At 57.8% G+C, this 20,322-nt stretch carries 12 protein-coding genes; 2 read left to right on the top strand and 10 right to left on the bottom strand.

Features of this window, described 5'->3' with window-relative positions; all coding sequences use genetic code 11:
* Nucleotides 1-79 precede the first annotated feature (79 nt).
* The 4 genes from ACMGGH_RS02895 to gltB all read right to left on the bottom strand — a co-directional run bounded on the left by ACMGGH_RS02895 (nt 80) and on the right by gltB (nt 8,677).
* On the bottom strand, nt 80-1,360 hold the full coding sequence (locus ACMGGH_RS02895; RefSeq protein ID WP_192987540.1) for a cytosine deaminase: 1,281 nt from the start codon (nt 1,358-1,360) through the stop codon (nt 80-82).
* On the bottom strand, nt 1,350-2,600 hold the full coding sequence (gene codB, locus ACMGGH_RS02890) for a cytosine permease (protein ID WP_045260458.1): 1,251 nt from the start codon (nt 2,598-2,600) through the stop codon (nt 1,350-1,352). Before codB ends, ACMGGH_RS02895 begins: the two co-directional genes overlap by 11 nt.
* Nucleotides 2,601-2,788: 188 nt before the next feature.
* Nucleotides 2,789-4,207 (bottom strand): glutamate synthase subunit GltD, encoded by a 1,419-nt coding sequence (gene gltD / locus ACMGGH_RS02885; RefSeq protein WP_232949054.1) that lies wholly within the window; start codon nt 4,205-4,207, stop codon nt 2,789-2,791.
* 9 nt (nt 4,208-4,216) lie between these two features.
* Complete coding sequence (gltB, locus tag ACMGGH_RS02880; protein ID WP_047367043.1) at nt 4,217-8,677, bottom strand: glutamate synthase large subunit; 4,461 nt, start codon at nt 8,675-8,677, stop codon at nt 4,217-4,219.
* A gap of 687 nt (nt 8,678-9,364) precedes the next feature.
* Between gltB and ACMGGH_RS02875 the strand changes: the two genes are divergently transcribed.
* Entirely contained in the window at nt 9,365-10,306 is a 942-nt protein-coding gene (locus tag ACMGGH_RS02875; RefSeq protein ID WP_100170953.1) for a TIGR01212 family radical SAM protein, read from the top strand.
* On the opposite strand, the gene ACMGGH_RS02870 is transcribed toward ACMGGH_RS02875, so the two are convergent.
* The gene (locus ACMGGH_RS02870) at nt 10,286-11,788 is read right to left on the bottom strand and encodes a helicase HerA-like C-terminal domain-containing protein (protein ID WP_041907858.1); all 1,503 of its coding nucleotides are present in this window, start codon (nt 11,786-11,788) and stop codon (nt 10,286-10,288) included. The genes ACMGGH_RS02875 and ACMGGH_RS02870 overlap by 21 nt on opposite strands.
* Nucleotides 11,789-11,925: 137 nt before the next feature.
* On the opposite strand from ACMGGH_RS02870, the gene ACMGGH_RS02865 reads away from it, so the two are divergent.
* Complete coding sequence (locus ACMGGH_RS02865) at nt 11,926-13,563, top strand: dihydroxyacetone kinase subunit DhaK (protein ID WP_232949056.1); 1,638 nt, start codon at nt 11,926-11,928, stop codon at nt 13,561-13,563.
* A gap of 46 nt (nt 13,564-13,609) precedes the next feature.
* On the opposite strand, the gene ahr is transcribed toward ACMGGH_RS02865, so the two are convergent.
* From ahr to pepA, 5 genes are all read right to left on the bottom strand, one after another.
* Complete coding sequence (gene ahr / locus ACMGGH_RS02860) at nt 13,610-14,629, bottom strand: NADPH-dependent aldehyde reductase Ahr (RefSeq protein ID WP_028014580.1); 1,020 nt, start codon at nt 14,627-14,629, stop codon at nt 13,610-13,612.
* Between the two features lie 83 nt (nt 14,630-14,712).
* Nucleotides 14,713-15,216, bottom strand: a complete 504-nt coding sequence (locus ACMGGH_RS02855) for a GNAT family N-acetyltransferase (protein WP_232949057.1) — start codon at nt 15,214-15,216, stop codon at nt 14,713-14,715.
* 123 nt (nt 15,217-15,339) lie between these two features.
* Entirely contained in the window at nt 15,340-18,195 is a 2,856-nt protein-coding gene (locus ACMGGH_RS02850; protein ID WP_045630735.1) for a valine--tRNA ligase, read from the bottom strand.
* A complete protein-coding gene (holC, locus tag ACMGGH_RS02845) occupies nt 18,195-18,638 on the bottom strand; it encodes a DNA polymerase III subunit chi (RefSeq protein ID WP_003861884.1) in 444 nt (147 codons plus the stop codon). Before holC ends, ACMGGH_RS02850 begins: the two co-directional genes overlap by 1 nt.
* Before the next feature lie 117 nt (nt 18,639-18,755).
* A complete protein-coding gene (gene pepA / locus ACMGGH_RS02840) occupies nt 18,756-20,267 on the bottom strand; it encodes a leucyl aminopeptidase (protein ID WP_028014577.1) in 1,512 nt (503 codons plus the stop codon).
* Between the last annotated feature and the right edge of the window lie 55 nt (nt 20,268-20,322).

Here is a 20,322-nt window from a genome sequence, read left to right as displayed (position 1 = left end):
AAGCGGCAGGGCGTTAGCTCCGCCGTGAGGATATCTTTATGTACGCGATGACGTTTACCACGCGGTTTCCAACCCAGAATTAGCGCTTAAACGTCACCGCTTCCGGCTGCGTCAGGTGCAAGGTTGTCTGGCTGGGCACCGTCTCGGCAATCACCTTGCCGTGGCGAACAGAGTATCGTGCCGGCGTCTGGCGACGAACGGCATCAAACCCATTCTCTGCCGGGAGGATCACCAGGTTTGCTGAATTCCCAACGCGCACGCCATAGTCCTGCAAATTAAGCGTTTTCGCGCTGTGGGTAGTGATCAGGTTAAGCCCATCGTTTATTTGCCCGTAACCCATCAGTTGGCAAACGTGCAGTCCCATATGCAGAACCTGAAGCATATTCGCGGTTCCCAGCGGATACCACGGATCGAAAACGTCGTCATGACCGAAGCAGACGTTGATCTCCGCTTCCAGCATTTCTTTGACGCGTGTAATGCCGCGGCGTTTGGGATAGGTATCGAAACGGCCCTGCAAATGCGTGTTAACCAGCGGGTTTGCCACGAAGTTAATGTCTGACATTTTTAACAGGCGGAACAGCCGGGACGTATACGCGCCATTATAGGAGTGCATCGCCGTGGTATGGCTGGCGGTCACGCGCGAACCCATTCCGTCACGATGTGCCAGGGCTGCAACGGTTTCAACGAAGCGCGATTGTTCATCATCAATTTCGTCACAGTGGACATCGATCAGGCGGTCGTACTTTCTGGCCAGGGAAAACGTTTTATGCAGCGACTCCACGCCATATTCACGCGTAAATTCAAAGTGCGGGATTGCGCCGATGACATCCGCCCCTAAACGCACTGCTTCCTCAAGCAGTGCTTCACCGTTCGGATAAGAAAGAATGCCTTCCTGCGGGAATGCCACAATTTGCATATCGACCCACGGGGCGACTTCCTGCTTCACCTCCAGCATGGCTTTCAGTGCCGTAAGGGTAGGGTCCGAGACGTCAACGTGAGTACGTACGTACTGAATGCCGTTGGCGATCTGCCACTTCAGGGTTTGCATCGCGCGAGCTTTAACGTCTTCGTGGGTGAGCATCGCCTTACGTTCGGCCCAGCGCTCGATGCCTTCGAAAAGGGTGCCTGACTGGTTCCAGCTCGGTTCACCCGCCGTTTGCGTTGTATCCAGATGGATATGCGGTTCGATGAAAGGAGGGATAACCAGCCCGCATTCGGCGTCCAGCACCTGACCGACTGGCGCAGAGGCGGTTTCCTGAGGATCGATACGGCTGAAGCGTCCGTCCTCAATCGTGATCTGCCATAAACCCTCCTGCCCCTGCAAACGGGCCTGACGGATAGTGAGGGAATTATTCTGCATGGGAAGCCTCCGAAGGATTGGCAAGGGTACGTTTGGCGAATGGGTTTAACACCAAATAGCTGAAGACGCCACCCAATACTGCGTTAACGGGGACAATTCCCGGAATGTAGTGCCCGGCAGCAACGCCCAGGGCGACCGAGAAAATGGCAATCCAGTTAACGGACACAAATTTTGCGTGGTCGAAGCTGGCATAGCGGCGGCGATTAATCAGGTAGTCGGCGATAATCACCCCGCCAATCGGCGGAATCGCTGCCGACAGAAAGGTCAGCCAGCCAACGAAGTTGTTGTATAGCCACAGCGCGCACAGCGTACCGATAATGCCATTCACCACCGACAGCGTACGGCTGGAAAGGCCAGTAATATTGGCGAAACCCAGACCAGAGGCGTACAGCGCGTTGTCATTGGTGGTCCAGATATTCAGGCCGAGAACGACAATCGCCGGCAGCAGCAGTCCCTGGGCGATCATCACGTCAGAAATATCGGCCTGTCCTACGGCAGCAGCGCCTGCCGCACCGAAGATAAACATCAGCGAGTTGCCAAGGAAAAATGCCACCATCGCTACCAGAACGGCACCTTTAGCATTGCGGCCAAAGCGGACGAAGTCGGCGGTCAGCGTGCCTGCGCTGATAAACGAACCTACAACCAGCGCCAGCGCGCTGGAAAAGTTGAGCGGCGTCTGCGGCACAATGGATTTGAGGTGATCCAACCCTCCCACGCCGTCCACCGCCAGCCAGACGGAATAGCTACCCAGGATGACGATAGCGGGTACGGCGATGATGGATAAAATCGTCAGTGCCGAGATGCCAAAAAAAATGGTTAACGTCATCAGCAGGCCGGAAACCGCAATCAGGATGTTCACGTCGATGCCCGTGGCTTTACTCACCGGGATGGCAAACATCGCTACGCCGACGCCAAACCATCCTACCTGCGTACCGCCTAAAAGCATGGAGGGAAGCCAGGAACCTTTTATACCGAACGAGTAACGCGCAAGAAGATGGGTTGAGAGGCCGGTTTTTGCGCCAATGTAGCCAAGAAAAGCAGTGTAAATACCGAGGAGGAGATTGCCGAAGAGAACTGCGAGGAAGAAATCATTATAGGAAAGACCGGTACCGAGCGTGCCTCCGGTCCACATACTGGCGGAAAAAAACGTTAACCCTAACATCACAAAAGTGAGTGGAACCACGCCTTTCCGCGCCGTCAGAGGGACGGGGCCCTGGCTATAATTGTTATCTTGCGACACAACGCCTCCTTGAATTTTGGCCAAAAAATCCGCCGCATAATATCCATTTTTTTCGACAATGCAAACGTTTACGTCCGGGGTTTACGCTGCATTTGTGGGGAAATGGGTATCGTTAACTGAAGGGGAGGTTACTGAAAACAGGCTCCCCGGCGTTCCGCTTTATGCTTCTGCCGGGGAGTCAGAGGGGCTTACACTTCCAGGAAGTTCATGATCCCGTCAGCCGCTTTACGTCCTTCGGCAATCGCGGTAACCACCAGGTCTGAACCGCGAACGATATCGCCACCGGCGAAGATTTTCGGGTTGCTGGTCTGGAAGGCGTGGTCGCTGCCTTCCGGCGCAATCACGCGGCCCTGTGAGTCCAGCTCTACGCTGTGCTTCGCCAGCCACTCCATGCTGTGAGGGCGGAAACCAAACGCCATCACCACGGCGTCGGCCGGGATCACGTGCTCAGAGCCAGCCACAATCTCCGCACGACGACGGCCTTTCGCATCCGGCGCACCCATCTCCGTACGCGCCATCTTCACGCCGCTTACCTTACCGTTGGCGTTCACTTCAATGCCCAGAGGCTGGATGTTGAACTGGAACTCCACGCCCTCTTCACGCGCGTTTTTCACTTCGCGCTTAGAGCCCGGCATGTTCTCTTCGTCACGACGGTAAGCACAGATGACGTGCGCTGCGTTCTGACGAATGGACGTACGCACGCAGTCCATCGCGGTATCACCACCGCCCAGCACGACAACGCGTTTACCTTCCATGCTGACAAACGGCTCGTCGGCAGTTTCGCCGTAGCCCATCAGCTGTTTGGTGTTAGCAATCAGGAACGGCAGCGCGTCGTAAACGCCTGGCGCATCTTCGTTCTCCAGACCACCGCGCATGGACTGATAGGTACCCACGCCCAGGAACACGGCGTCGTAATCCTTCAGCAGATCGTCGAGCTGCACGTCGCGGCCCACTTCGGTGTTGAGTTTGAACTCAATGCCCATGCCGGTGAAGATTTCACGGCGGCGGGTCATCACCTCTTTTTCAAGCTTGAAGGCCGGGATACCGAAGGTCAGCAGACCGCCGATTTCCGGGTGACGGTCAAAAACCACCGCCTTCACGCCGTTGCGTGTCAGCACGTCCGCACAGGCCAGGCCTGCCGGACCCGCGCCGACGATCGCCACGCGCTTGTCGGTTTGACGCACGCCGGTCATATCCGGACGCCAGCCCATCTCGAACGCTTTATCGTTGATATAGCGTTCAATGTTGCCGATGGTCACCGCGCCAAACTCGTCGTTCAGCGTACAGGAGCCTTCGCACAGGCGATCCTGAGGACACACGCGGCCGCACACTTCCGGCAGGGTGTTGGTCTGGTGAGACAGCTCGGCGGCTTCAAAAATACGCCCTTCGTTGGCCAGCTTCAGCCAGTTCGGAATGTAGTTATGGACCGGACATTTCCATTCGCAGTAAGGGTTACCGCAGGACAGGCAGCGGTCTGCCTGTGCTTTGGCCTGGCCTTCTGAAAACGGCTCATAGATTTCAACAAATTCAATTTTACGGATCTTCAGCGGTTTCTTTGGCGGATCAACACGCTGCAGGTCGATAAACTGGTAAACGTTCTGGCTCATCTGAATTCCTTACTGCGCCTGCACGCGCAGCTCTGCTGCGCTACGACTACGGTGACCCAACAGGGCTTTAACATCGCTGGACTTCGGCTTAACCAGCGCGAATTTCGCAGAGAACGCTGGCCAGTTCGCCAGGATCTCTTCGCCGCGCGAAGAACCGGTATGCTGCACGTGTTCGGTAATCAAACCGCGCAGGTGTTCTTCGTGAATGGCCAGCGAATCAACGTCCAGCACTTCCACCAGTTCCGGGTTCACGCGTTTGCGGAACTCACCGTCTTCATCCAGCACGTAGGCAAAACCGCCCGTCATGCCGGCGCCAAAGTTCACGCCGGTTTTACCCAGGACGCACACAATTCCGCCCGTCATGTATTCGCAGCCGTTATCGCCGATGCCTTCCACCACGGTGATGGCACCGGAGTTACGCACCGCAAAACGCTCGCCCGCACGGCCCGCGGCAAACAGACGACCGCCGGTCGCACCGTACAGACAGGTGTTGCCGATGATGCTGGCTTCATGACTGCGGAAGGCTGAACCGACCGGAGGACGCACCGCCAGCAGACCGCCCGCCATGCCTTTGCCGACGTAGTCGTTGGCATCGCCGGTCAGGTATAACTCAACGCCGCCGGCGTTCCACACGCCGAAGCTCTGGCCCGCGGTACCGCTGAAGTGCGCGGTAATCGGATCCGACGCCAGCCCCTGGTCACCGTGCGTTTGCGCGATGTAACCGGAGAGGGACGCGCCGACAGAACGGTCGGTGTTGCGGATATCAAACCAGAACGTTTTGCTCTGCTTCTCGTCCACATACGGCTTCGCCTGTTGCAGCAGCTGCGCGTTCAGCACGCCGTTGTCGAACGGCGGGTTGTTCTCGGTGCAGTAAACCGCTTTGCCAGGATGCGGCTCAGCCGTTTCCAGCAGCTTAGACAGCTCCAGCTTCTGCTGCTTGGCGGTGAAGCCTTCCAGCTCTTTCAGCAGGTCGGTACGGCCAATCAGATCCACCAGACGCTTCACGCCCAGCTGCGCCATCAGCTCGCGGGTTTCACGGGCGATGAAGTCAAAGTAGTTGGTCACTTTGAACGGCAGGCCATGATAGTGATTCTTACGCAGCTTCTCGTCCTGGGTTGCAACGCCGGTTGCGCAGTTGTTCAGGTGGCAAATGCGCAGGTATTTACAGCCGAGCGCCACCATAGGACCGGTACCGAAGCCGAAGCTTTCCGCACCCAGAATCGCCGCTTTGATGATGTCGAGGCCGGTTTTCAGACCGCCGTCCACCTGCAAACGGATCTTGTGACGCAGACCGTTAGCCACCAGCGCCTGCTGGGTTTCCACCAGGCCAAGCTCCCACGGGCAGCCCGCGTATTTCACGGAGGAGAGCGGGCTTGCGCCGGTGCCGCCGTCATAGCCGGCAATGGTGATCAGATCCGCATAGGCTTTCGCCACGCCGGTGGCGATGGTGCCGACGCCCGGCTCGGAAACCAGCTTCACGGAGATCATCGCTTTCGGGTTGACCTGCTTCAGGTCGAAAATGAGCTGCGCCAGATCCTCGATAGAGTAGATATCGTGGTGCGGCGGCGGGGAAATCAGCGTCACGCCCGGCACCGAGTAGCGCAGTTTGGCGATGTACGGGGTGACTTTATCACCCGGCAGCTGACCGCCTTCACCCGGTTTTGCACCCTGAGCGACCTTAATCTGGATCACATCGGCGTTAACCAGGTAGGCAGGGGTTACGCCAAAGCGGCCGGACGCCACCTGCTTGATGCGCGACACTTTGTTGGTGCCGTAACGGGCAGGATCTTCACCGCCCTCGCCGGAGTTGGAGTTGCCGCCGATGCTGTTCATGGCTTCCGCCAGCGCTTCGTGCGCTTCCGGGCTCAGCGCGCCGATGGACATCGCCGCGGTATCGAAGCGTTTGAACAGCTCGGACGCTGGCTCAACTTCGTCAACGCTGACCGCTTCATCGCCCGGATTGAGGGCAATAAGGTCGCGCAGCGTCGCTGCCGGACGGTTGTTCACCAGCTCGGCATACTGCTGATAATCGCTGTATTCGCCGCTCTGTACCGCCTGTTGCAGCGTGCGCACCACGTCCGGGTTGTAGGCGTGATATTCGCCGCCGTGAACGTATTTCAGCAGGCCGCCCTGTTCCAGCGGCTTACGTGCCAGCCAGGCGCGCTTCGACAGGTTCACCAGATCCTGCTGGAAGTCAGCAAAACCGGCCCCGCCGATGCGGCTGACCACGCCCTGGAAGCAGAGGTTGGCGACGTCGTCGTGCAGGCCGACCGCTTCAAACAGCTTCGAGCAGCGGTAAGAGGCAATGGTCGAGATGCCCATTTTGGACATGATCTTGTACAGGCCTTTGTTGATGCCGTTACGGTAGTTCAGCATCACCGTGCGGTAATCTTTGTCGATGGCGCGGGTGTCTACCAGGCGGGCCAGCGTTTCGTAGGCCAGGTATGGATAGATCGCCGTCGCACCAAAGCCTAACAGCACGGCAAAGTGGTGCGGATCGCGGGCGCTGGCGGTTTCCACAATGATGTTGGCGTCGCAGCGCAGGCTCTTGTCGACCAGACGCGTCTGGATAGCCCCCACCGCCATTGGCGCAGGCACCGGCAGACGGTTTTTCGCAATGTTACGGTCAGACAGCACCAGCAGAACGGTGCCGTTACGCACCATCTGCTCGGCTTTGTCACACAGCGCATTTACCGTCTCTTCGAGGCTCGTTTCGGTCACGTCGAAGGTGATATCGAGCGTGTCGGCGCGGTAGTGCTCCTCGGTCATGGTGGTGAGCTGTTTAAAATCAGAGTACAGCAGGATCGGCGATTTAAAGGTCAGACGGTGCGCCTGGCCTTCGGCTTCGCAGAAGACGTTCATCTCACGGCCGATGCTGGTGGCCAGCGACATCACGTGGGCTTCACGCAGCGGGTCGATTGGCGGGTTGGTCACCTGCGCAAACTGCTGACGGAAATAGTCGTAAATTATGCGCGGCTGGCTGGAGAGCACGGCGAACGGGGTATCGTCACCCATCGAGCCGACCGCTTCCTGGCCGTTTTCGCCGAGCACGCGAATAACCGAATCCAGCTCTTCCGCGCTGTAGTTAAACTGCTTCTGGAAGCTTGCGAGGGTATCGTCGTCCATCTCGCGGCTGCCCACTTCGTCGTCAGACAGATCTTCGAACGGCACCAGGCGACGGACGTTTTTCGCCATCCACTCTTTATACGGATGGCGGCTTTTCAGATCGTTATCGGTTTCCGCAGAGTGCAGAATACGGCCGCCGCGGGTATCGATCACCATCAGCTCGCCCGGACCGACGCGGCCTTTCTCGACCACTTCGTCAGGCTGGTAATCCCAGATCCCCACTTCAGAGGCGCAGGTGATGAGCTTGTCTTTGGTGATGACGTAGCGCGCCGGACGCAGACCGTTACGGTCCAGGTTACAGGCAGCGAAGCGACCGTCGGACATCACGATGCCCGCCGGGCCGTCCCACGGCTCCATGTGCATGGAGTTAAAGTCGAAGAACGCGCGCAGCTCCGGATCCATATCCGGGTTGTTCTGCCAGGCCGGCGGCACGAGCAGACGCATGGCGCGCACGATATCCATCCCGCCTGCCAGCAGCAGTTCCAGCATGTTATCCATGGAACTGGAGTCAGAGCCGGTTTCGTTCACGAACGGCGCGGCATCGTGCAGATCAGGGATTAGCGGGGTCTGGAACTTATAGGTACGAGCACGCGCCCACTGACGGTTACCGGTGATGGTGTTGATCTCGCCGTTGTGCGCCAGGTAGCGGAACGGCTGAGCCAGCGGCCAGCGTGGAACGGTGTTGGTGGAGAAGCGCTGGTGGAACAGGCAAATGGCCGATTCCAGACGCAGGTCCGCCAGGTCCAGGTAGAAGCGCGGCAGGTCAGCCGGCATACACAGACCTTTATAGATGTTCACCAGGTTAGAGAGGCTACAGACGTAGAACTCTTTATCGTCCTGGAGACGTTTTTCAATGCGGCGACGGGCGATAAACAGACGGCGTTCCATATCGCGCGGACGCCAGCCCGCAGGCGCGTTAACGAAAATCTGCTCAATACGAGGCAGCGAGGAGAGGGCGATTTCACCGAGTACCCCTTCGTTGGTTGGCACATCGCGCCAGCCGACAATCGACAGGGTTTCGCGCTGAAGTTCTTCTTCAACGATGCGGCGTGAGGCGGCAGCCTTTTCAGGATCCTGATTCAGGAACAGCATGCCGACAGCGTAGTTTTTGGCTAAACGCCAGCCGCGCTCTTCCGCCACGATGCGGAAGAAACGATCCGGTTTTTGCAGCAGCAGGCCGCAACCGTCGCCGGTTTTACCATCGGCCAGGATGGCGCCACGGTGCTGCATACGGGCCAGTGCGTGAATAGCGGTACGCACTACCTTGTGGCTAGGTTCGCCTTCTATGTGGGCGATCAGGCCGAAACCACAGTTATCCTTCTCAAGGGATTTATCGTACAACATATCAGTGAACCTCCCCAGGCTCGTCGGGCTTCCCACTGAACTTTACCGTGGCGCACAGGCGCAGAAAGAGCATGGCGACGGGGTTAGCGTTTCATACGCGGACCTCGCATTCGCCCTCTTTTTCATCCTTTCGCGCAGGTAAACAAGTTTGAGGACTTGCTTCAGAGGGAATCTCAATTACTGCATAAATATGATGAGCAGGCCGCTCATCCAGAAAGCTTCCAGCGGATTTCCAACTTATCGGGAATTGGTACACAGGTCAAATGGCAATCTTATTTATACAAAAATGTGCTAAAGCGTAATTATCATTTTGTTTTTATTGGTTATTTTACTAATTTTACAACCACTGAAAGCGCCAGGAAGGTGCAGGGGAGTGTGATCTGACTCACTATATGAAAGCGGTATTATTGATGCAGCGTGCTGAAATGCGGTTTTATGGCAGAATAATAATCTGGCGCAGTCTTCGAACCCGCATAAAATCACTGTTTTTCAGTCCTGGCGCTATAAATGAAAAAAACCATCAGAACATAAGGAAAAGTAATTACGTGGCGGGTGAATGAAATCTCGGTAATCGTGATTATTTATTCAAATGGATAAAGGCCGTCCAGGGCGATTGATCCAGGTCATCGCCGACAGAGGCTAAAAATGGCAGGCTTGTCCCCTTTCTTCGGGACGGTCTATCAGATTATGCAGTTACAGAAATTAGTCAATATGTTTGGTGGGGATCTTTTGCAGCGGTACGGACAAAAGGTGCATAAGCTGACGCTGCACGGCGGCTTTAGCTGCCCGAACCGCGACGGCACCATCGGGCGCGGCGGCTGCACCTTCTGTAACGTTGCGTCGTTTGCTGACGAAGCCCAGCAGCATAAATCCATCGCGGAACAGCTCGCCCATCAGGCCAGCCTGGTGAACCGCGCGAAGCAGTATCTGGCCTATTTCCAGGCCTACACCAGTACGTGGGCGGAGGTGCAGGTGCTGCGTTCCATGTATCAGCAGGCGGTTGCTCAGGCGAACATTGTCGGGCTGTGCGTGGGTACGCGCCCGGACTGCGTACCGGAGGCGGTGCTGGATTTACTTAGCGAGTACAGAGAGAAGGGCTATGAGATCTGGCTGGAGCTGGGCCTGCAGACCGCGCACGATAAAACCCTGCACCGTATCAATCGCGGGCATGATTTCGCCTGCTACCAGCGCACCACGCGTCTCGCCCGCGAGCGTGGCCTGAAAGTCTGTTCGCATTTGATTGTCGGCTTGCCCGGAGAAGGGCAGCAGCACAGCCTGGAGACGCTGGAAAAAGTCGTTGAAACCGGCGTAGACGGCATTAAGCTGCACCCGCTGCATATCGTGAAGGGAAGCATAATGGCGAAAGCCTGGGAAGCCGGGCGGTTAAGCAGTATCGAGCTCGACGACTATACGGTGACGGCGGGAGAGATGATTCGCCACACGCCGCCGGAGATTGTCTACCACCGCATCTCCGCCAGCGCCCGCCGTCCAACGCTTCTGGCACCGCTCTGGTGCGAGAACCGGTGGACGGGGATGGTGGAAATCGACCGCTATCTTCAGGAAAACGGCGTACAGGGTTCGGCGCTGGGCCGCCCGTGGGTTCCCCGTCTACCGACGGCGGCCGCCTAGCAGACTCCCCAGCATGCCGCGCACAATCTGATTGGTGACCTGCCGCGCGGCGCTTTTCGCCATAGTCTGTACCACGCCGTCGCGCTTGCCGCCGCGCGGTCCGGTTGTGCCAAACAAAATGTCTTTTAGCCCACCGAGAATGCCGTCATCCACTGCGACTGACTGGCCCTTAGCGGGTGGAGCATCCTGCGATTCGGTGGTTGCCTGTACCCCTTTTTGCAGCATCTCGAACGCAGACTCTCGATCCACCTCGTCTTCATACTTGCCGTACACCGGGGAGTGATTAATCAGGCTGTTACGTTCATCGTCGGTAACCGGCCCCATGCGCGAGCAGGGCGCGATCACCATTGCGCGTTCCACCACGGACGGGCTGCCCTTGGCATCCAGGAACGAGATCAGCGCTTCACCGGTGCCCAGCGCCTGAATCGCGGCTTCGGTATCAAAGGCCGGATTGGCACGCATGGTTTGCGCGGCGGCTTTCACCGCTTTCTGATCCTTCGGCGTAAAGGCGCGCAGGGCGTGCTGCACGCGGTTACCAAGCTGGCCCAGCACATTGTCAGGAATATCCGACGGGTTTTGCGACACAAACCAGACGCCGACCCCTTTGGAGCGGATCAGGCGGATAACCTGTTCAATTTTATCCAGCAGCACCTGCGGCGCGTCGTTAAACAGCAGGTGTGCTTCGTCAAAGAAGAAGACCAGTTTGGGTTTTTCCAGATCGCCCGCTTCCGGTAACTGCTCGTACAGTTCGGAGAGCATCCACAGCAGGCTGGCGGCGTAAAGCTTTGGCATCTGGTAGAGCTTCTCTGAACTCAGAATGTTGATGATGCCTTTGCCGCTGCTGTCGGTGCGCATCCAGTCTTTAATGTCCAGCATCGGCTCGCCGAAGAAGTGTTCGGCGCCCTGCTGCTCCAGCGTCAGTAGCCCACGCTGAATGGCACCGACAGAGGCGCTGCTGATATTGCCGTACTGGTTCTGGAAAGATTTGGCGTTATCGCCGATGTACTGGGTAATGGCGCGCAGATCTTTGAAATCGAGCAGCAGCAGCCCCTGATCGTCGGCGATACGGAAGATGATGTTCAGCACGCCGGACTGCACGTCGTTGAGGTTGAGCAGGCGGGCCAGCAGCAGCGGGCCGAGATCGGAAACGGTGGCGCGTACCGGGTGGCCTTTCTCACCGAAGATGTCCCAGACCACCACCGGGTTGCCGTGCGGCGTCCAGTCCGTAATGCCAATATTCTTCAGTCGTTCGAGCAGTTTTTCAGAAGCGGTACCCTCCTGAGCCACACCGGTTAAATCGCCTTTTACGTCAGCCATAAAGACCGGCACGCCAATCTCTGAAAGTGACTCCGCTAGCTTCTGGAGAGTGACTGTTTTCCCTGTGCCGGTGGCGCCGGTAATCAGACCGTGGCGGTTCGCCATCGCGGGCAGTAGATACAGCTCTTTTTCCAGCGTCCGGGCAATTAACAATGGTGTACTCATGATGCGCTTCCTCTCTTAGTCCTGGGTGGAGTATAGGCAACCTGACGGCAAAATGGTTGAGTAAATTGCTGACTTTGCGGCGCATTGTCCAGCGCGGACTATGCTTTTGCATACGGTTCATAAAATAGTGGAAAACAATGTCCAGATTCTTCTTTAACGATCGCAAACAGCTGGTCAACGACGCCATTGAAGGCATACTGCTTTCTGCGCCACATGCGAATCTCGTCAAACTTGATATCGATCCAGCTATCAGGGTTGTCGCCCGCGGCGACTGGGATAAAAGCCGCGTGGCGGTGATCTCCGGCGGTGGCTCCGGGCACGAACCGGCGCACGCCGGATTTGTCGGTAAAGGCATGCTGACGGCGGCAGTGTGTGGCGATCTGTTCGCCTCCCCGAGCGTGGATGCGGTGCTGAACGCTATTGTGGCGGTGACGGGCGATCGTGGCTGCCTGCTGATCGTCAAAAACTATACCGGTGACCGGCTTAACTTTGGCCTGGCAGCAGAAAAGGCCAAACGCTACGGCCTGAAGGTCGAGATGGTGATTGTGGCGGACGATATCGCGCTGCCCGACAACAAGCAGCCGCGCGGCATTGCCGGCACGGCGCTGGTGCACAAGATTGCGGGCTATGCAGCGGAGCAAGGAAAATCGCTGAGCGAGGTGCGGGATATTGCGCAGCAGGCCTGCGATAACCTCTGGAGCCTGGGCGTTGCGATGCAAACCTGCAACCTGCCGGGCAGCGACGATGAAGAGGGGCGCATCAAGCAGGGCCATGTCGAGCTGGGGCTGGGGATCCACGGGGAGCCGGGTGCCTCGGTGGTTGATACGCAAAACAGCAAAGCGATTATCGACACGCTGGTGACGCCGCTCAAAGCGCAGGCGGGCGAGGGGCGTTTCGCGGTGCTGATCAACAACCTCGGCGGCGTGTCCGCGCTGGAGATGGCTTTGCTCACCAAAGAGCTGGCACATTCAGCGCTGAAAGAGAATATTGCGTACCTGATTGGCCCTGCGCCGCTGGTGAGCGCGCTGGATATGAAGGGCTTTTCTCTGACGCTGCTAAAGCTCAACGATTACTTTGAAAAGGCGATTCACGCCGAGGTCGAGACGCTGGGCTGGCAGAAGCCTGTGGCGTTTGCCCCTCTGCGTACCGTTCCGCAAAGCGCTATTCACGATAGCGTGGAATATGTCGCGTCCGACAATCCGCAGGTGAAGGAGTCTGTTTCACAGGTGACGAAGACGCTCATACAGCTTGAAAACCGCCTGAATGCGCTGGATGCCAAAGTGGGCGATGGCGATACCGGCTCTACGTTTGCGCAAGGTGCACGGGATATTGCGCAGCGCCTGGAAGAAAACACTCTCCCGCTGAATGACGTGCCTAAGCTGCTGTTGCTGGTGGGGGAACGACTGGCCACGGTGATGGGCGGATCGAGCGGTGTACTCATGTCGATCTTCTTCACGGCGGCGGGGCAAAAGCTTCACGACGGACAGCCGCTACCTGAAGCATTGCTGAGCGGACTGGCGCAGATGAAGCAGTATGGCGGGGCAGATCTCGGCGATCGTACGCTGATCGATGCGCTGCAACCGGCGCTGGAAGCCTTGAAGAAAAAAGATCTTCAGGCGGCAGCGCAGGCTGCGCAGCAGGGAGCGGAGGCAACGGCGAAAATGGCGAAAGCCGGAGCAGGGCGCTCATCGTATGTGAATAAAGAGAATCTGGATGGGGTAATGGACCCGGGGGCGGTCGCGGTGGCGGAAGTGTTTAATACATTGGCACAGTAGCAAAAGTAGGCCGGGTCAGGCGAAGCCGCCACCCGGCAAACTCACATCAGAAATCCGCTTTCAACACCACGCGATAACGGGCTTTGCCGTCGCGCACGTGCTGGATGGCTTCGTTAATTTTCGACATTGGATACAGCTCGGTGGTCGGCGTCACTTTGGTGCGGCCGGCAAACTTCATCAGCTTGCGCAGCTCGTATGGCGTACCGGTCGCGGAGCCTGACACGCTGCGATCCCCGCCGATCAGGGTAAAGGCCGGAACCGGCAGCGGCTTCATCACCGCACCCACGGTGTGGAAGTTACCGCCGTAGGCCAGCGCTTCAAAGTACGGCTGCCAGTTGAGATCGACGTTCACGGTGTTGATGATCAGGTCAAACTGCCCAGCCAGCGCGTTCAGCGCGTCCGGATCGCGGCTGTTCACGACTTTGTCCGCGCCCATTGCCAGCACTTCTTTTTCCTTCGCCGGATTCGAGCTAAACGCCGTCACTTCACAGCCCATCGCGTGCAGCAGCTTGATGGCGATGTGGCCCAGACCGCCGATACCGATCACGCCCACGCGGCTGGTGGCGGTGACGTGGTGCATCAACAGCGGTTTAAAGACGGTGATCCCGCCGCACAGCAGTGGACCAGCAGATTCAATATCAATGCTGTCCGGCAGCGGGATGACCCATTGCCAGTCGGCGCGCAGCTTATCGGCGAAACCGCCCTTGTTCAGGATGGTGGGCACTGCGCCTTCAAGGCAGTTGATCTGGTTGCCGCTGATACAGGCGTCGCAGTGGCCGCAGCTCCGTGCTGTCCAGCCAATGCCCACGCGCTGACCAACCTTCAGCCCTTTGTCCTGCGCGGCGCTGCCGAGCGCGACGACGCGGCCAATCACTTCGTGCCCGGCAACCAGCGGATAGCTGGAGAAGCCCCATTCGTTGTCGATCATCGAGAGATCTGAGTGGCAGACCCCGCAGTAATCAACCTGTACTTCGACGTCTTCTGCTTTTAGTTCGCCCGCATCGTACTCGTACAGCTCAAGTTCTGCACCCGCCTGCGGTGCGGCGTAGCTTTTTATCTTCGACATCGTATTTCCCCCGTTGTGGTGTGAACTGAGAGTGTAGAGCATTCAATTTACAGCCGCTTAACAGAAGGGGGCAGGAACGAAACTTACAGACTTTTCAGCATTCTGACTTCGCAGTCGACGTGGCCCGTGCAGCCCAGCGGCGCATCGATATGCTCAAAGCCCAGATGTTCATACAGGCCGATGGCCTCTTTGAGGAAGGCGGTGGTTTCGAGGTAGCAGCGTTTAAAACCCTGATTGCGCGCGTGCTCCAGGGCGACCAGCGCCAGCTTCTTCGCCAGACCCTGTCCACGAACCGACGGCAGGAAATACATTTTCTGCAGCTCACAGATATCCGGCTCGCTGCAGCTCAGCGGCGCAACGCCGCCGCCACCCATAACCTGGCCGTCCTGCTCAATGACCCAGTAGGCGTGGCCCGGCTGGCTGTACAGCTTAAACAGTTCGTCAAGATTCGGGTCGGCAACGGTGTAACCTTTATCCGCCGTCAGCCCAAACTCTGCAGAAACGGTGCGGATAACGGCGGCGATAGCCGGATTGTCCTGCTCAGTGATCCGACGCATCGTCGTCGCGACGGGGGTAATCACGCTCATAGCATTACTCATTACAAAAATTGACACACAGTTGCTGTTAATAGCACCGCAGAAAAGGGAGTGCAAGCGAGGAGTTTTCAGGAAGGTTACCCCTTACGCCCTGAAGCGTAAGGGGTAAAAGCATTACAGGGCCGCGATAACGGCCTGCTGCTCGATCAGTTTGGTCTTCGCATCGGCGAAGGCAACCAGACGCTCACGCTCTTTGGCGATGACCGCTTCCGGCGCGCGGGCAACAAAGCCTTCGTTCGCCAGCTTGCTTTCGATTTTGCCAATTTCCACATCGACTTTCGCCACTTCTTTCGCCAGACGCGCCAGCTCTGCGTCTTTGTCGACCAGGCCCGCCATCGGGATCAGCAGCTCCGCACCGTCGATGATTTTAGTCACGGAAACCGGACCCTTGTCATCGGCAGGCAGCACGGTGATGCTTTCCAGACGCGCCATGGTTTTCAGGAAGGTGTTGTTCTCGGTGACGCGACGAACGGCAGCGTCGCTGCAACCGCGCAGCAGCAGCTCCAGGGGTTTACCCGGGGCGATGTTCATTTCGGCACGGATGTTACGTACCGCAACGATCGCCTGCTTCAGCCACTCGGTATCCGCTGACGCGGCTTCATCAACCTTAGCCGCATCGAATTCCGGGAACGGCTGCAGCATGATGGTATCGGCGTTGATGCCCGCAATGACCTTCACGCGCTGCCAGATGGTCTCGGTGATGAATGGAATAACCGGATGCGCCAGGCGCAGCAGGCCTTCCAGGACGGTAATCAGCGTGTTGCGCGTGCCGCGCAGCTCTGCTTCAGAACCGCCGTTCATGACCGGCTTCGCCAGCTCCAGATACCAGTCGCAGAACTGGTTCCAGGTGAATTCATACAGAATGCCCGCTGCGATATCGAAGCGGTAGCTGTCCAGCGCCTCGCGGAAGGCTTTCACCGTCTGGTTAAATTCCGCCAGGATCCAGCGGTCTGCCAGAGACAGAGTCATCTCGCCGCCGTTGAAGCCGCAATCCTGATCTTCGGTGTTCATCAGCACGAAGCGGCTGGCGTTCCACAGCTTGTTACAGAAGTTACGGTAACCTTCCAGACGCTTCATGTCCCAGTTGATGTCGCGGCCGGTAGAGGCCAGCGCCGCCAGGGTGAAGCGCAGGGCGTCGGTACCGTGAGATTCGATCCCGTTCGGGAACTGCTTCTCGGTACGCTTGCGGATTTTCTCAGCCAGCTGCGGCTGCATCATGTTGCCGGTACGTTTTTCCAGCAGGTCTTCCAGGGAGATCCCGTCAACCATGTCCAGCGGGTCAATCACGTTGCCCTTGGACTTGGACATCTTCTGCCCTTCGTCGTCGCGGATAAGGCCGGTCATGTAGACGGTATGGAACGGAACCTGCGGCTTGCCGTCTTCGTCTTTGATGAAGTGCATGGTCATCATGATCATGCGGGCAATCCAGAAGAAGATGATGTCGAAGCCGGACACCATTACGCTGGTAGGATGGAACTGACGCAGCGCGTCGGTGTTTTCAGGCCAGCCGAGGGTAGAGAAGGTCCACAGCGCGGAGGAGAACCAGGTATCCAGCACGTCTTCGTCCTGGCGCAGGGCCACGTCAGCGCTCAGGTTATTTTCCTGACGCACTTCGTCTTCGCTACGGCCAACGTAGACGTTGCCTTCGTTGTCGTACCATGCCGGGATGCGGTGACCCCACCACAGCTGACGGGAGATACACCAGTCCTGAATGTCGCGCATCCAGGAGAAGTACATGTTTTCGTACTGCTTCGGCACGAACTGGATGCTGCCGTTCTCAACCGCTTCCACAGCCGGTTTCGCCAGCACGTCGGCACGGACGTACCACTGGTCGGTCAGCATTGGCTCAATAACCACGCCGCCACGGTCGCCGTACGGCACGGTCAGATCGTGAGGCTTAATCTCTTCCAGCAGGCCGAGGGCATCAACGGCGGCTACGATGGCTTTACGTGCGGCAAAGCGCTCCAGCTTCTGGAACTCCGCCGGGATCTCGCTGGAGTAAACGTCGGATTCGTTGCCTTTGGTGTCGTACACCTCTGCGCTTTCGCGGATATCGCCGTCGAAGGTCAGAATGTTGATCATCGGCAGGGCGTGACGACGACCCACTTCATAGTCGTTGAAGTCGTGCGCCGGGGTGATTTTCACGCAGCCGGTGCCTTTTTCCATGTCGGCGTGTTCGTCGCCCACAATCGGAATGCGGCGGTTCACCAGCGGCAGCACCACAAATTTGCCGATCAGATCTTTATAGCGCGGATCTTCCGGGTTAACGGCCACGCCGGTATCGCCCAGCAGGGTTTCCGGACGGGTGGTCGCCACCACCAGGTAATCTTTACCGTCTGCGGTTTTTGCGCCGTCGGCCAGCGGATAGCGGATGTGCCACATGGAGCCTTTGGACTCGCGGTTTTCCACTTCCAGGTCAGAAATTGCGGTGCGCAGTTTCGGGTCCCAGTTTACCAGGCGTTTGCCGCGGTAAATCAGGTCTTCTTTGTACAGACGGACGAACACTTCTTTTACGGCGTTGGACAGGCCTTCGTCCATGGTGAAGCGCTCGCGCTCCCAGTCCACGGAGTTGCCGAGACGGCGCATCTGACGGGTAATGGTGCCGCCGGATTCTGCCTTCCACTGCCAGATTTTGTCGATGAACGCATCGCGACCGTAGTCGTGACGAGTTTTACCTTCTTCAGCGGCAATTTTACGCTCAACCACCATCTGGGTCGCGATACCCGCGTGGTCAGTCCCCGCCTGCCACAGGGTGTTTTTGCCCTGCATGCGCTGGTAGCGGATCATGGTGTCCATGATGGTCTGCTGGAAAGCATGCCCCATATGCAAACTGCCGGTGACGTTCGGCGGCGGGATCATGATGCAGAAGGACTCTTTGCTTTCGTCGCCGTTAGGCTTGAAATAGCCCTGCTGTTCCCAGTGCTCGTAAAGCGGCTGTTCGATATCGCGTGGGTTATATGTCTTTTCCATTATTTCCAGGTTGCCGTATTCAGGTTAAAACCGGCCAGGCGGTACGCTTTATAGCGTTCGCGCGCCAGTTGTTTCAAGGATTCTTCGTAAGGGACAAAGTCTACCACTTCTGTGAAAGCGGTGGCAAAATCTGCAAAGTCTGTCCGCAGGCTAATGAGAATATCGCGCGCGCTGCTGTTGCGCTTTTGCGGCCAGGCTATTTCGACCGGAGCCCCGCCGCGTGGACCTTCGCCCGACAGGTTATGCGGAACAAAACTTTCCGGCGGGCGCGCCCATAGCGCTTCATCCAGGCGAATCGCCTGCTGCTCATCTTCACAGGCAATCAGTACGCGTTTACCTGCGCGCCAACGTTCTGCGGCAATTTCACACACCAGCTGTTCAACGGCGCTGAGGCCATCCTGATGGGTGTCGTTGTCCAGAAGGTAGAACGTTGCATTCTTCATATATGGGGCTTCTTGTCGTGGATTTAAATGCAAAGCCGGGTGGCGCTTCGCTTACCCGGCCTAAGGTTGAGCGGCGTGTAGGCCGGGTAAGGCGAAGCCGCCACCCGGCACATTACATCACTCGTCGCCGTTAAAACCCGCACGATTAAGCAGGAACTGCGACAGCAGGGCCACCGGACGTCCGGTAGCGCCTTTGGCTTTACCGGAGCGCCATGCGGTACCCGCGATATCCAGGTGCGCCCAGTTATATTTACGGGTGAAGCGCGCCAGGAAGCAGCCTGCGGTAATTGCGCCGCCAGGACGACCGCCGATGTTAGCCATGTCCGCAAAGTTAGACTCCAGCTGTTCCTGATACTCGTCACCCAGCGGCAGACGCCATGCACGGTCACCGGCCTGCTCGGACGCGCCGATAAGCTCGTGCGCCAGCGGGTTGTGGTTCGACATCAGGCCGGTGATGTGATGGCCCAGGGCAATCACGCAGGCACCGGTCAGGGTGGCCACGTCGATAACCGCTTCAGGTTCGAAGCGCTCAACGTAGGTCAACACGTCACAGAGTACCAGACGGCCTTCGGCGTCGGTATTCAGCACTTCAACGGTCTGGCCGGACATGGTGGTCAGGACGTCGCCCGGACGATACGCGCGACCGCCAGGCATGTTTTCGCAGCCTGCCAGCACGCCGATTACGTTGATGGGCAGCTGAAGCTCCGCAACCATGCGCATGACGCCGTAAACCGCCGCCGCGCCGCACATGTCGTACTTCATCTCATCCATGCCTTCTGAAGGCTTGATGGAGATACCGCCGGAGTCAAAGGTCAGCCCTTTACCGACGAGCACGATCGGACGCGCGTCTTCAGACGGATTGCCTTTGTATTCGATGACCGACATCAGGGATTCGTTCTGCGAGCCGTTACCCACCGCCAGATAAGAGTGCATCCCCAGCTCTTTCATCTGCTGTTCGCCGATGACGCGGGTGATGACGTTTTTGCTGTAGGAGTCAGCCAGCTGGCGCGCCTGAGAGGCGAGGTAGGCGGCGTTACAGATGTTTGGCGGCATGTTGCCGAGATCTTTTGCCGCTTTGATACCGGCGGCAATCGCCAGACCATGCTGGATGGCGCGCTCGCCGCTGGTCAGTTCGCGACGGGTTGGCACGTTAAAGACCATTTTACGCAGCGGGCGACGCGGCTCGCTTTTGTTGGTCTTAAGCTGATCGAAGCTGTAAAGGCTCTCTTTTGCCGTTTCGACGGCCTGACGCACTTTCCAGTAGGTGTTACGGCCTTTGACGTGCAGCTCGGTCAGGAAGCAGACGGCTTCCATTGAACCGGTGTCATTCAGCGTATTAATGGTTTTCTGAATAACCTGCTTATACTGACGTTCATCCAGCTCGCGCTCTTTGCCGCAGCCAATCAGCAGAATACGCTCTGACAGGACGTTCGGAACATGGTGCAGTAACAGCGTCTGCCCAGGTTTGCCTTCCAGTTCGCCACGGCGCAGCAGGGCGCTGATATAGCCGTCACTGATTTTATCGAGTTGCTCGGCGATCGGGGAGAGTCGGCGCGGTTCAAAGACGCCCACAACGATGCAGGCACTCCGCTGTTTCTCCGGGCTACCACTTTTTACACTGAACTCCATGCACTACGCTCCTGAATCTTAAAGACAACGGCGGCTGCTACGGATAGAATTGAAA

The sequence above is a fragment of the Enterobacter sp. BNK-16 genome, from assembly GCF_048684955.1.
GTDB lineage: Bacteria > Pseudomonadota > Gammaproteobacteria > Enterobacterales > Enterobacteriaceae > Enterobacter > Enterobacter bugandensis.
This window is presented reverse-complemented; position numbering and strand designations above follow the sequence as displayed.